The sequence below is a fragment of the Candidatus Jordarchaeum sp. genome (assembly GCF_052745115.1).
Window position 1 is genome coordinate 1 of the sequence record NZ_JBRAKS010000082.1, and the last position, 13,009, is coordinate 13,009.

General features: G+C 42.5%; 13 protein-coding genes. 7 read left to right on the forward strand and 6 right to left on the reverse strand.

The features are described from left to right. Nucleotides 1-23: 23 nt before the first annotated feature. Nucleotides 24-518 (reverse strand): aminopeptidase P family N-terminal domain-containing protein, encoded by a 495-nt coding sequence (locus ACUVXA_RS07835; protein WP_445870692.1) that lies wholly within the window; start codon nt 516-518, stop codon nt 24-26. Between the two features lie 199 nt (nt 519-717). On the opposite strand from ACUVXA_RS07835, the gene ACUVXA_RS07840 reads away from it, so the two are divergent. From ACUVXA_RS07840 to ACUVXA_RS07860, 5 genes are all read left to right on the forward strand, one after another. Next, nucleotides 718-1,323 (forward strand): hypothetical protein, encoded by a 606-nt coding sequence (locus ACUVXA_RS07840; RefSeq protein WP_445870693.1) that lies wholly within the window; start codon nt 718-720, stop codon nt 1,321-1,323. A gap of 151 nt (nt 1,324-1,474) precedes the next feature. Further along, a complete protein-coding gene (xylB, locus tag ACUVXA_RS07845) occupies nt 1,475-3,010 on the forward strand; it encodes a xylulokinase (RefSeq protein WP_445870694.1) in 1,536 nt (511 codons plus the stop codon). 8 nt (nt 3,011-3,018) lie between these two features. After that, nucleotides 3,019-4,593, forward strand: a complete 1,575-nt coding sequence (gene glpA / locus ACUVXA_RS07850; protein WP_445870695.1) for an anaerobic glycerol-3-phosphate dehydrogenase subunit GlpA — start codon at nt 3,019-3,021, stop codon at nt 4,591-4,593. Continuing rightward, entirely contained in the window at nt 4,593-5,750 is a 1,158-nt protein-coding gene (locus ACUVXA_RS07855; RefSeq protein ID WP_445870704.1) for an FAD-binding protein, read from the forward strand. The genes glpA and ACUVXA_RS07855 overlap by 1 nt, the downstream gene beginning before the upstream one ends. Nucleotides 5,751-5,807: 57 nt before the next feature. Then, nucleotides 5,808-6,893 (forward strand): (Fe-S)-binding protein, encoded by a 1,086-nt coding sequence (locus ACUVXA_RS07860; protein WP_445870696.1) that lies wholly within the window; start codon nt 5,808-5,810, stop codon nt 6,891-6,893. Nucleotides 6,894-6,903: 10 nt separating this feature from the next. Here the strand turns inward: ACUVXA_RS07860 and ACUVXA_RS07865 are convergent, their stop codons facing one another. The 5 genes from ACUVXA_RS07865 to ACUVXA_RS07885 all read right to left on the reverse strand — a co-directional run bounded on the left by ACUVXA_RS07865 (nt 6,904) and on the right by ACUVXA_RS07885 (nt 11,526). Continuing rightward, a complete protein-coding gene (locus ACUVXA_RS07865) occupies nt 6,904-7,314 on the reverse strand; it encodes a carboxymuconolactone decarboxylase family protein (protein WP_445870697.1) in 411 nt (136 codons plus the stop codon). A gap of 88 nt (nt 7,315-7,402) precedes the next feature. After that, on the reverse strand, nt 7,403-7,912 hold the full coding sequence (locus tag ACUVXA_RS07870) for a DUF6125 family protein (protein ID WP_445870698.1): 510 nt from the start codon (nt 7,910-7,912) through the stop codon (nt 7,403-7,405). 302 nt (nt 7,913-8,214) lie between these two features. After that, complete coding sequence (locus tag ACUVXA_RS07875) at nt 8,215-9,438, reverse strand: acyl-CoA dehydrogenase family protein (protein WP_445870699.1); 1,224 nt, start codon at nt 9,436-9,438, stop codon at nt 8,215-8,217. A 144-nt stretch (nt 9,439-9,582) separates the two neighbouring features. Then, complete coding sequence (locus ACUVXA_RS07880) at nt 9,583-10,866, reverse strand: DUF362 domain-containing protein (protein WP_445870700.1); 1,284 nt, start codon at nt 10,864-10,866, stop codon at nt 9,583-9,585. Nucleotides 10,867-11,067: 201 nt separating this feature from the next. Further along, nucleotides 11,068-11,526, reverse strand: a complete 459-nt coding sequence (locus ACUVXA_RS07885) for a nuclear transport factor 2 family protein (protein WP_445870701.1) — start codon at nt 11,524-11,526, stop codon at nt 11,068-11,070. A gap of 138 nt (nt 11,527-11,664) precedes the next feature. On the opposite strand from ACUVXA_RS07885, the gene ACUVXA_RS07890 reads away from it, so the two are divergent. Beyond that, nucleotides 11,665-12,093 carry a VOC family protein gene (locus ACUVXA_RS07890; protein WP_445870702.1) on the forward strand — a complete coding sequence of 143 codons (429 nt, stop codon included), beginning with the start codon at nt 11,665-11,667 and terminating at the stop codon, nt 12,091-12,093. 168 nt (nt 12,094-12,261) lie between these two features. Further along, nucleotides 12,262-12,885, forward strand: a complete 624-nt coding sequence (locus ACUVXA_RS07895; RefSeq protein ID WP_445870703.1) for a DUF116 domain-containing protein — start codon at nt 12,262-12,264, stop codon at nt 12,883-12,885. Nucleotides 12,886-13,009 lie beyond the last annotated feature (124 nt).

The window sequence follows — 13,009 nt, forward strand, 5'->3', positions numbered from 1 at the left end:
TTCTCTCCACTATAAGGGTATCCCTACCCCCAAAAACTCATTTTCAAATACTGGCCTTTTTCCTTTATCGCAATAACTTCATCAAGGGCTTGGACTGCGTTTTTAAAATTGGCATCTGGAAGCCCGCTTTTTAATTCCTCAAATTCAGTTGCAAATAGATATCCCTCATTGACCCTAATCGTGTATCCTAAATTAATACCTATGGTCGATTTATCAAGCTTATTCTCCTTAAGATAAGCAATCACTTGATCGGTCCAGGAAAGAGTGGGAACTGGAGCGTAAATCGAAACGTTCTCTATCCAGCTGTCATCTTTAATTCTCTCAGCGTCACTTAGAACTGTGTAAAGTTGAATTTCACCGTCCAGAGGCACAATCATAGCACTTCTCCAAGGCAGAAACGCCCCTAAAATATAGGTTAACTCCTTATTCCTAGTCAATACCAGAACATCAAATCCATTTCGTTCCATTGTAGCCCTGATGTTTTCAACTCTCTTCCAATAATTTATGGCAACATTCATAAAAACACCTCAAAAAGACACCTTAACCTATCCGACAAACGGTTTAAAAATCTAATCACAGGAAAATCATAATAATCACGGATTCTTCATTGAAATTTTGAGTTAAACCACAATTTTCATCCACTCAGCTTTAAATAAATTAATATAATCCAGTTATAATATTATAAATCGTACAAATAAAAACAGGAGGTACAACCTCTTGGCTAAAATCTACATGATCAGGGAAGGCGATTACGAGCAGATAGAACAGCCTGTCTTTTCAACCGGAGATACCTATGTTGTGGATGCAGGAAACAGAATTTGGATCTGGCTCGGCTCCAAAACCACAGTTGATGAAAAGTTTGCCGGTGCATTCATAAGCGATTTGCTGGACAAGGAGCGTCGCGGTCACCCCGATGTGGAGACTGTTGATGAAGGCCAGGAACCCATAGAATTCAGAAGAGCAGTAGGCGGTATGCGTATAGTGGACAAGGATCTTGCCAAATCCATACTCAAAAAAGTGGAGAAAAAAACGCTTCCAACTGTTATGTACCGGGTTTCGGGAGAAGAGTTCAAAACACTTGAAGACGTGCAGTTCATTCAAGTTCCCCTATCCAAAGATTCTCTGGACTCTGAAGACGTTTTCCTAATAGATACTTATAAAAAAGTGTATATTTGGCAAGGCAAGAACTGCAGTGTTCGAGAGAAAGTGGTTGGAGGAAGACTGGCCAGAAAGTTTGATGCGGAACGTGTCGGTGTACAAGAAGAAATATTTGTTGAAGAAGGCGACGAGCCGGCAGAATTGAAAAAGCTTTTAGGCATGTAATTCTGGTTTCCTTTTTTATTTCTTTCTATTTTTTATTGTAATTGAATATTTTTGAAATAAAACGCTTCTTTTGAGGGCTAGTCTTATTAGATATTTCAGACATATTATGGATTGTTTTTACTTCTTGGAAGTTTGGAAGAGGTGCATATGAATGCAGGTGTTAGCGGCTATAGATGCCGGCACTATTGGTTGCCGTACTATAATCTTTAGTGAAAATGGAAGAGAAATAGCTAGAGATTATGAGGAGTATCCGAGCACTTATCCTCGTCCTGCTTGGGTTGAACAAAACGCTTCAGACTGGTGGAGAGCTGTCTGTAATACCTCAAAGAGGGCTATTGAGAAAGCAGGCATCAATCCCGGAGACATTGCTAGTATTAGTGTTACTAACCAGCGCGAAACAACGGTTCCCGTCGATGAGGATGGAAACCCCCTTAGAAATGCTATTGTTTGGCAGGACCGTAGGACAGTTAAACAGTGTGACGAGATAAGACAGAAAGTGGGTGCCGACCAGATTTATCAAATCGCAGGTCTCACCATTGACCCGTATTTTTCAGCTCCCAAGATTCTGTGGATAAAGGAAAATGAACCGAAAATTTTTGATTCCACTTATAAATTCATGCTGGTCCACGATTTCATCGAGATGAAATTGTCAAACGAGTTCATAACAGACTGGTCAAACGCCTCAAGAACCCTTCTTTTCGACGTAGAAAAGTTCAATTGGTCAGAGAAAATCTGTAACGCCTTGGAAATTCCACCCGAGAAATTGGTTAAAACCCATGCTTCAGGCAAAAAAATTGGAGAAGTAACCGCCAGAGCGGCAAGAGAAACTGGTTTTGCTGAAGGAACACCGGTGATCGCAGGAGGAGGAGACCAGCAGTGTGGCGCATTAGGCGTTGGTGTAATAAAGCCGGGTAGAATTAAGGCAACTATGGGTACTGGAACCTTTCTACTGGCTTACACGGATAAGCCTAAACGTGATCCTAGGAAACGGGTACTCTTTAGCTGTCATGCTGATCCCGGTAAATGGGTTGTTGAGGCTAGCATGTTCACAACCGGAAGCGTTTACAGATGGTTTAGAGACCAGTTGGGGCATCCGGAAAAAAGTGTGGCGGAAATTCTGGGAAAAGACCCTTATGAGATTCTTTGTGATGTGGCAGAACAGGCACCTCCCGGCTCGGGAGGAGTACTTTTACTACCCCACTTCGTGGGTGCAGGGGCTCCCTACTGGGATCCAGATGCAAGAGGCGTGATAGTGGGCTTGGCTCTAGGTCACACTAGAGCACATCTTGTTAGAGCCATAATGGAAGGTGCTTGCTTTGAGGTGCGGAAAAACATTGAGGTAATGAAGGAACTGGGACTAGAATTCCAAGAGGTGCGGATCACAGGAGGCGCAACCCGAAGTCCATTGTGGAACCAGATTCAGGCAGACATTTACAATATTCCGGTATCAAGGGGAGAGGTGGAAGAAGCCACCTCGTTGGGCGCCGCTATTTTAGCAGGCGTAGGTGTTGGAGTCTACAAGAGTGTTTCGGATGCGGCGGAAACCATGGTGCAGATAGGTGAGCGAAGAGAGCCGGATGAAAACAATCGAGAGGTTTACGACAAGTTATATAAAGTTCACAACGATGTTTACATGGCGTTAAAGGATAAGGATGTTTACGCAAAGCTTTCAGAATTCTCTGTGTAGAGATCAATATGTCGAAGTTTGAAGTAATTATAATAGGTGGCGGCGTAGTAGGAAGTGGTATTCTACGAGACCTCTCACTCAGAGGAGTCCATAGTCTACTAATTGAGAGGGGCGACTTTGCTTCAGAGGCTTCGGGTAAAAACCATGGGCTCCTGCACAGTGGAGCACGGTACGCTGTTAATGATCCCGAATCTGCGCGGGAATGTGCTGAGGAAAACATTATTCTCAAAAAAATCGCTCAGCACACCATAGAAGACACTGGTGGACTCTTTGTAGCAACAGAAGAAAAGGATCTTGAATACTTGGATTCCTTTCTTAAGGGTTGTAGTAAAAACAAGGTAGAGCATAAGGAAATAACGGTGGAAGAAGCCTTGGAGAGAGAACCCTTCCTGAACCCAGGTATTAAGGCTGCGGTCTGGGTTAATGATGCATCCATAGATCCCTTCCTACTCGTGGTATCCAACGTTTTATCAGCGTTACAGAATGGGGCAGACGTGCTAACCTACTCCAATGCAAGACCAATGGTAGAGAATGGAGCAGTTACAGGTGTCGAAACACTCAGAAACGGTAAGAGTGAAAAACACTTTTCGGAAATTGTGATTAATGCCACTGGGGCGTGGACCGGTATAGTCGCTAAGCAAGTAGGAGTAGATTTGAATATTAGACCCAATAAGGGCACCCTAGTGGTTCTCAATAACCGGGTAACAAACCACGTGGTTAATCATCTTCGCCCGCCATCCGATGGAGATATAATTGTCCCCCACTATTCCACCATGATTTTGGGAACCACCTCTACCTATGTGGAAAACCCTGATAACATTCTTCCAGAGAAGGAGGAAATCGAAAAAATTATGAAGGAAGGGGTGGAGATGCTCCCCATTGTTAGGAACTCCAGAATTTTAAGAGCTTTCTCCGGTGTGCGTCCTCTTTTTGGTGAAGGTTCAGGTCGCGCAGCTACTAGGGGAATCTTACTGGTGGATCACGAGGAGGAAGGAATGAGAGGTTTCGTGACCATTTCGGGCGGTAAACTCACCACATTCAGACTTATGGCCGAGCTAGTGTCGGATCTTGTTAGCAAGAAGTTGGGTGCTACAGCCAAGTGCAGAACTGCTGATGAGCCACTCCCGGGAAGTGAGGGTACGCCACCATTACTTGAAGAAATTCAGAAGCGTTTTCAGATTAACTCTCTAACCGCCAATGAAATCAGAGCCAAATATGGTAATCTTTCACTGGAAATGCCCCAAAAAGAGGGCTTAATATGCGAGTGTAGCCTCGTTTCTAGAGCCGAGATAATTCACTGTTTTAAGAACCTTCTTGCTAAAAATCTAAGAGATGTCAAAAGACGCACTAGGCTCGGTATGGGAACCTGCCAAGGCCAATTCTGTATACACCGAGCTGCAGAGGTGATGGTTGAGGACCTCAACTTCTCAGTATCAGAGGCTTTAAAATCGCTGTCCGAGTTTTTAGACGAGCAGTGGAAGATTTCCCACATCCTAGAAGGGGATCAACTCCGACAGCTCCTCTTTGCTAAGGTCATGTTCGAAATGGTGGGAAACATTAGACACAGAGGTGAAAGCAAGTGATGGACATTGACGTACTGGTAATTGGTGGTGGCATGGCTGGACTGGTGGCTGCTAGAAAAACCATTGAAGCCAATATTTCAACCATGGTAATCGCCACCGGTCTTGGCAGCACGGTTCTCTCCTCAGGCACCATAGATTTGCTGGGATACTTTAACAATATGGAAGTAAGGAAACCGATCGAAAGGCTAAACGAGTTTATTAGCCAGCACCCGGATCACCCATATGCTATTGTTGGTAGAAAAAGAATTTTGGAAGCGCTCCAAGATTTTAAAGAAAAATACAATTCATTCATCAGCTACGACGGTGATTTAGAGAAAAACCAGACACTCTTAACTCCGCTTGGACTTTTTAAACCAACATTTTTAGCCCAGTCTAGCATAATAAGAGGTACAAGTGAGAATTTGAAAGACTCCAAAGTACTTGTAATTGGTTTTCGCAACCTATTAAATCATACACCTGCCCTAATTGCAAAATCACTCAAAGAGATTTGGGGAATAGATGCAGATTACATAAAACTGGATAGAAATGAAACTCAGCCAGTCCAATTGGCACTATTACTGGAATACCATAGAGATGAAATAATCAGAAAGCTGAACGAAATCAATTTGGGGAATTATGATTACCTGGCTTTACCACCTGTTCTTGGAGTAAGGCATACGAGAGAGATTGCGTCCGAATTCGAGAACAGTTTTGGAGCAAAGGTTTTTGAAACCATGTCCTTTCCACCATCTGTTCCCGGCCTGAGATTACAACAGTTACTAGAACAACCCTTAGTACAGAATGGTGTCGAAATCAGACTCGGATGGCGGGCAACAGAAATAAAGACAACAAAACAAGGCTGCCACACCAAGATTCTGGAGAATGATACTAAGCGTGAAATCTCGTCCAAAGCAGTCATAATAGCCAGTGGACAAATAATGAGGGACGAAATCAATATAACCAGCGAAAAAGATTTCCAAGGCACAGTCATTCCACAGACGTTCCAGTATCTGAAAACAGATAGCGAATTGAGATTCACTAGTAATGGGAAAAGCTCTGAAAACATTTTTGTTGCCGGCTCAGCTATCTCAGAAAGGAACATGATAGGACTGGGGGCATCCTTAACAACAGGATATGCATCCGCCTTGGAGGTAATAAAATATCTAAAGGGGAATTGAAATGTCGGAAAAAGCGGATCTTCTTAAAAAAACGGATAAATGCATAAGATGCGGCACATGTATTGCGTACATGATTATGCTTACCGCATAACAGCGCACTGCCCAGTAGCCAGAGCAGGAGTGCCAGTGAACTCCAGATATTTTGTTTCCGAGGGCTTTAGAACCCAGGAAAGGGAGAAACAAGCCTCCAAGGATTCCTTTAACTGCAGTCTATGTATGGCCTGTGTAAAGGTCTGTCCTAGAGAGGTGCCTGTTCCCCGAGTGGTGGAGTATCTCCGAAGCCAAGCAGGGGAAAAAGAGCTTCCTAGTAACATAAAACAGATGGTAGAAAATATTCAGAAGTCCGGAAATATACATGGTTCGGATAAGGAAGATTGGCTGATGTGGACCTACGAATCAGATGAGTCTTTGGAAGATCTTATAAAGGTTCCTGCTGAGGTGGGATACTTTGTGGGTTGTAATTCTGCCTATAGTCCCTCCACAGCTAGGATTCCTGCATCAACTGTAAAACTTTTCAGAGGAGCAAATGTTGATTTCACCATTCTGGGTCCGGATGAAACTTGCTGCGCAGCACCCCTTCTTATGGCAGGAAGGTTGGGAGAAGCGAAAAAACTAATTGAGGATAATGTAAAAGCCTTTAAGGATCTCAAAATAAAGACGCTTGTAACTTCTTGCCCTGCTTGTTTTAGAATGTGGAGAGACGTTTACCCCAAAATAACCGAAGTTCCCTTCGAGGTGCTACACGTAACACAGTTTATCTCCAGACTAATTGAAGAGGGAAAACTAAAACCAGAATCGGTAGGCGACCTGCGTGTAGTTTATCAGGATCCCTGTGAGCTGGCTAGAGGCTGTGGAGTAATAGAAGAGCCCCGGAAAGCTCTCAAAAGCGTCCCGGGACTGAAACTGGTGGAATATAGCCAGTGTAAGGATGAGGCAATGTGCTGCGGTGGAGGAGGTCTACTGAGAGCTTACAACTTGGAAACCGCTGAAGACGCTGCAAAACTCAAAATCAAAGAAGCGGAAGAGTTGGGCGTCGACGCCATTGTTACATCATGTCCCGCTTGCCTACAAAATCTAATAAAATCCAAAAACAAAATCAAAATTATCGACATAGCGGAATTATTCCAGGCTAATCCTTGTTGAAGCGAAGCTGCTAACGAGAGTCAGACAGGGAGGCTCTCTCTAGCTTTCTTAGGCCCACTGCTAGTTTTGATGTCTGAGACATTACTCCAGCAATCATTATTGAGTCAAATATCTCATCTTGTGTAGCTCCGAGATGTAGAGCCGCCCGTACATGAAAGTCTACGCAGTGTTCGCATCCAATCGCAGCCGCAGCGGAAATGGCTAATAGTTCCGCTGTTTTCTGTGAAACCGCCTTGGGCTGCTTCATAGTGAACAGAGTTTGTAAAGCATTAAAAATGAATACCTCCGGTCTTCTACTACTCATGGATTTTGCTATAAAGGGAATATCACCGTACTCCTCTTTCATACTCTTAAGTATTTCATCAACCAGTTTCTTGGGATTATCTCCCAAAAACTCTCTTATCCGGTCACCTAGCGACATTTACATCACCACTAGGTGATTGATGCTATATATTATATTACTTTTATCTCAAGGATGTGGCTGGGTTCATGGGTTTTGGTTCTAAAAATTAGTCTTCCAGTGTGTATACGAATTCGCATTGCTTATCCCCTTCTCCCATCTTTTTCGGCTTTTCCAGCTTAATTTTAGGATTTATCGCTTTGCCCCACGACTGGTAAACATTTTTGCAAACCGGATCGCATATTTTAGGAGAAAAATTTTTTCTATTTGATCTTTCGAGTCCCTCAAGAAAGGGACACCGTAACACACGTAGGACACTTCTCTTTGAACTATATTCAGGAACCTCAAATACCCAGTTCTCGATAGTCCAGCGCAAACCTATAGTATCGACCACGGTTCTTGCATCTTCCCCCTCAATGTCAAACATCTTCTTCACTCTTTTAGCTAATATCTTGGCAAAGCGCTTCCAAACCTCAACATCTAGATACAAAGCAGTATCAAAATCATACTCATCCTCACAAACCAGAAACCAAACTCCATCAACACCAAAATAGGCTCCACGAAGAAACTCTATCTGCTTCTCCGGAGTCAATTTCTTCAAATTTTCCTTCAAAACCATAAACAGTCAACTCCAGCATAACACTGAAACAGCTCCAAAAAGGAAAATTTTCCACAAGCTATCCAAATCGGTTTAAAACCTTGAAACATGACTCAAAACCTGAATACGTTAATTAGCTTACGCGGGGGAAACAACACCATTCCCGCCATCCAATTATTACCCATAATTTAAATGTTTTATCAAAAGTTTAGCATCCACTAACTAAAATTCTAAACACATCACGACTCTCACAACAAAATAAAACATTTAAAACAAGGCAAAAGAAAAAACTCAAAAATAGGATAAAAATAGTAAATAAAAAATTAATCCTGTGGGTCTTCTTTTTGAGAAGAGCCTGCAACCTCCAAAGGCACAGCTTCCTCTTCCATCATAGCCTTTAGGTCAAACTCTCGGTAAACCTCTCTCTGAATTAAAAACCTCATAATCTCACTTGTGCCCCCACCAATACTTCCTATTCTGACATCCCTTAAATATCGCTCCACAGGATAATCAGTGGTATAGCCGATACCGCCCAGCACTTGGAGGGCTTGATTACAGATATCAAACGCATAATCAACTGCAAAAACCTTAGCCATAGCAGATTCCTTTACAGCTCTCTCATCCCGATCAACCAACCTCGCCGCACGCAGAGTTAAAAGCTCCGCAGCATCCAGCTGAGTCGCCATATCAGCAATCTTAAAGCTAACCCCCTCAAACTTGTTAATCGGCCTATTAAACTGCACACGCTCAGTAGAATATTTTACCGCAGTATCAAAAGCCGCCCGAGCAATCCCAATCATCTCCCCCGCAATAGAAATCCGCTCAGTATTCAACTCATCCATAAGTATGTTGAAGCCCATACCCTCCCGGTCAAGAATATTCTCAGCCGGAATCCGGCAATTCTCAAACCTCAAATGCGCAATACGCATCCCATGCATACCCATAAGCCCATAAATCCTCTCAACCTTAAATCCATCCGTATCCGTAGGAAAAATAAAAGCACACATACCACGCTTAGCCGGAACACCGGGAGTAACCGCAAAAAGAGTAATAATATCACAGTCAGCTCCATTAGTAATGAACCTTTTTTCACCATTTATGACGTATTCGTCTCCATCTCTGACTGCAGTGGTTTGCATGCCTGCGGTGTCTGATCCCACGTTCGGTTCTGTTATGCCTATGGCCCCGATTTTTTCTCCTCTTATTATGGGTGTGAGGTATTTTCTTTTTTGTTCATCGGTTCCGAATCTTGAGATAGGTATTGCAGATAGTGTGGATGAGGCGGTGCGCGACATGTCTGTGGGGGCGCTCACTCCCGCTATTTCTTCGGCGACGATCATTTCGTATACTACGCCTTTTGCGCTTCCTCCATATTCGATGGGGTGTAGCTGTCTCATGTATCCGGCCTCTGCGATTTTTCTCAGGAGTGGGCCGGGATACATTCCGTTTTCTACTTCCTCGGCTTTGGGGGCAATTACTCTTTTGGCGAATTCTCGGACTTGCTCTCTGAATCGTATCTCATCTTCTGTGAAGAAGATTCCTGACATATTCCTCGATCCTCAGCGGATTTATACGAATAGTATTGGTTCTATATAAGTGTGCAAGCTAAATTAACCATTTCCACTTTCAATATTTAAGTATTTATCTTAGTTTAAAAAAGATGGATGTATGGAAAAATGGGAGTTTTCATCTCAGAGAGGAAGATTTGCGTCCAAGCCTTTTTGAGTCGCTTCTTGCAATATTTCGATAGCTTTATTCAAATCGAGTGGAACTATACTAAAAGGATCAATTTTCATCATCACGCTCAGATATTTAGTAATCTTAGCAATATCATTACACTCGTTTATGGTGTAGATTTTTCGATTTGGATATTTTTTACTAACCCGACTAAGATTCTCCTCAATTGTACAAGGCCCAACAATTAGAATATCGCCCGGTAACAGGTTTTCGAGTTCGATGTCTTCAACGCCTTTTCCCGCAATGATGTTAAAACCGCCAGCACCATTATAATCGTATCTTAAGTAGAGTAGCGCAAGTAATGTGTTTCCGTAGCAGCCCTCAACACAGGACAGCTCCTTTCCTCTAATAAATCGAATATCACTAGGACAATCCCTGCACGGAGTAAAGGGTAAGCGTTCCTTGAAACGTGAAATATCACCGATAATCTCGATATTCTTGAGATCACCAACCCCCAATCCCTGTTCTGCGGCCAGTTTTATGTGTTCCACTTCGTCAACATCGTATCCCAGAATCTTGGCGCCCACCGTGTCGCATGCAACCAAGTCATCTGAAGCAATAAATATGTTCATGGGTACCACGCATTCCGGAAGCAAGGTCTGAGGTGGAAAGTGGCCAAACTTTATGGCGTTAATTCCCTCAACGATTGTGAAATCGGGTTGGATAAACTTCACGTTATCCACAAGCTTCTGATGCAGCTTATAATTATGGTTAACAAGCTTATCACTGTCGTAGAGGAGCCCTTGGAAGCACTTGATTCCCAGCGTAACAGTGGTCATCAAATGCGTCTTAAGCTTGGGAATATTAATGAGAACATTATTTCCCTTCTTAACAATCAGGTTATCATACAAAATTTTGGGAAATTTGGTGGGAATCCGTTCCTTCCCCATCTCCACCATAACAGGCTTCTGCTCATCTAGATACAGGTTCTGACCCCCATTCTGCTCTGTAACCTTGGCTATACCGCTAACCTCTGCAACCAAGCGAGTAAAATTACTCTGAGTAGAATTCTCCATCACATAAACCTGATCCCGGGTAAACTCCTTAGCAATACTAACCATCTCCCCTAAGACCTGGGGATCAGTGTACATCTCCTTACCAAAGTGGACACCATTATACTTGATAAAAACCTTGGAATCCGGTTTCACAAACTCCTCAACACCGCCAAACGCATCAAAAACCCTAATCAGAGACTCCCGGATATCAGCAATATCCTCAACAACAACCCTAGCCTTCACACAACCACCTCAAAAAACACCCTTTCAACAAATATGAGGAACTAGTGTACTTTGCGTTTACTCCAATAAATAGTTATGGTTGAAGCCCGAAATTATCTAGATCCAGAATATTTTTACTTACAAATTTTAAGAAGAGTCCTCACCATAACTTCCAATTTTTTGAATAACCGACATTACCAACTGTTAGAAGTTAAATTGCTTCTATTTGGGAATCATGTCCTCTTTAGACCAACCCTTATCATAGGGTGTGCCAAAGAACCATTTAACTCTCTGCGATTTTATAAACCACTTTCCACCCTTTTTCTCGTATTCGTCATTATACATTCCCGCAAGCCAACCAGCTAGATTGTTCTCCCTCATGGTACCTGGAGCAAAAAAGTACCACTTACCCGTAGCTTTATTCTCACTCTTAATCTCTATCAAGGGGTTAAGCAACATATGCATACTAAAAGAAAGCATACCATAGACCATGTTTGCATAATAGTTCCTTATCTCTTCCCGGCCCTTAGCACTACCTAAAGGTCCAAAATCAACAAGAGCATCCTCAGCAAACACCTCTTTCAGAAGCAAATCTAGATTCGACGGATCCTCATAATAGCCATCCACACAGTAGCAGTACTTCGCCTTCAACTTTTTAATTTCCTCAATATCCTCCAACATAATAACCACCCTAAAATTTCAGACCAATTCAGTCTCTAATAATTAATTCTCATATTATTTTAAATTATCTAAAAATGGAAAATTAGATTAAGGACTACAACGCTCTAAAAAATAACCTTGAAAAAAGGAGGCTGAAAAATGGGAACAAATCCAAGTGAAAAGGTAACAGACTATAAAATCCACCAAATAGGAATAGTGATAAAAGACATGGACAAAACCGCAAAATTCCTCGAAAAACTGGGAATAGGACCCGTCCCAACAATAGAAACAGAAGTACCAAACGGCAAAGTGAAAATCGGCATATACCAGCAGGGAGACCTACAAATCGAACTAATCCAACCCCTACAAGGAAACACAATACACGCCAAATGGCTCAAACAAAAAGGAGAAGGAATACACCACGTAAGCTACCACTGCAAAGACATCGAAAAAGAACTCCAAAACCTAGAAAAAATTGGAGTAAAAATCCTCGACAGAGGAGAAATCTTCGGAGTAAAATGGGCCTACCTAGACACCCAAGAAAAATGCGGATTCATACTAGAGCTGGGGCAATGGCCAGAAACCTAGAAAATCCTCAAATGAAGAAACGTATCAAAAACTAAAAAATAATCCACTTTTACAACCTTCCCCCACTTCACAGACTGATAATTGAGAAACTACATCAAAAAAACCATTTGACAACTGACCAAGCTTGTTTAACAAAATTTATTAATTGCCATTTTTATACGGCATATTATGCCATATAGATTCAACTTCGATATATCAGAAATATCTGAACCGTTGTTTAATGAAATAGCAAGATTTTTCGAGGGGGACTTACACAAGAGAATCGGAAGGAAGGCAAGGTATCTAGTCGAAAAACTCAAGGTGCACGAGAACACTAGGCTACCCATCACCGCCGCTGTTAAAATCGTGAAGGACATCACAGACAACCATGTCGAAAACCTCTCCCATAGAAACGAATTTTTAAAGACAAAAAACAGGGCTTTACTCCTCCCACACTGCTCCAGAAAATACATGGACAACAGATGCAACGCTATATTCAACACAGAAACCACCACATACCAGTGCATGCACTGCTCCCCCGACTGCAAAATCAACCAAGCATCAACCCTCGGCGAAAAGAAAGGCTACACCGTCTACGTCTTGCCCGGAGGATCATGCATACCCAAAATAATGGACAGCAAAAAGCATGATGGCGTTGTCGGAGTAGCCTGCTGCGAGGAAATAAAACTAGGTCGTAATTACTTAAAAACAATAGACATACCAGCTCAAGGAGTCCCATTAGTAAAAAATGGATGTTGCGAAACAAATTTCAATTTGAAAACATTAGAAAGCGTCTTGGAAAAAGGAATATAACATCACAACCTCCTTAAGAACGCATCACTATAAACCTAAAGAGCCGAAGCGACAGTTTATTATCCTGCATGGATAACTGAACAGTCCCTCCATCAGGACCAAGTCCCTCGCCCAGCCTAAGGAC

Coding starts and splice junctions, on each gene's coding strand:
- ACUVXA_RS07895 (WP_445870703.1), top strand. CDS start 12,262: ATGCCATATAGATTCAACTTCGATATATCAGAAATATCTGAACCGTTG.
- ACUVXA_RS07855 (WP_445870704.1), top strand. CDS start 4,593: ATGGACATTGACGTACTGGTAATTGGTGGTGGCATGGCTGGACTGGTG.
- ACUVXA_RS07835 (WP_445870692.1), bottom strand. CDS start 518: ATGAATGTTGCCATAAATTATTGGAAGAGAGTTGAAAACATCAGGGCT.
- ACUVXA_RS07890 (WP_445870702.1), top strand. CDS start 11,665: ATGGGAACAAATCCAAGTGAAAAGGTAACAGACTATAAAATCCACCAA.
- ACUVXA_RS07875 (WP_445870699.1), bottom strand. CDS start 9,438: ATGTCAGGAATCTTCTTCACAGAAGATGAGATACGATTCAGAGAGCAA.
- ACUVXA_RS07885 (WP_445870701.1), bottom strand. CDS start 11,526: ATGTTGGAGGATATTGAGGAAATTAAAAAGTTGAAGGCGAAGTACTGC.
- ACUVXA_RS07870 (WP_445870698.1), bottom strand. CDS start 7,912: ATGGTTTTGAAGGAAAATTTGAAGAAATTGACTCCGGAGAAGCAGATA.
- ACUVXA_RS07860 (WP_445870696.1), top strand. CDS start 5,808: ATGTATTGCGTACATGATTATGCTTACCGCATAACAGCGCACTGCCCA.
- xylB (WP_445870694.1), top strand. CDS start 1,475: ATGCAGGTGTTAGCGGCTATAGATGCCGGCACTATTGGTTGCCGTACT.
- glpA (WP_445870695.1), top strand. CDS start 3,019: ATGTCGAAGTTTGAAGTAATTATAATAGGTGGCGGCGTAGTAGGAAGT.
- ACUVXA_RS07865 (WP_445870697.1), bottom strand. CDS start 7,314: ATGTCGCTAGGTGACCGGATAAGAGAGTTTTTGGGAGATAATCCCAAG.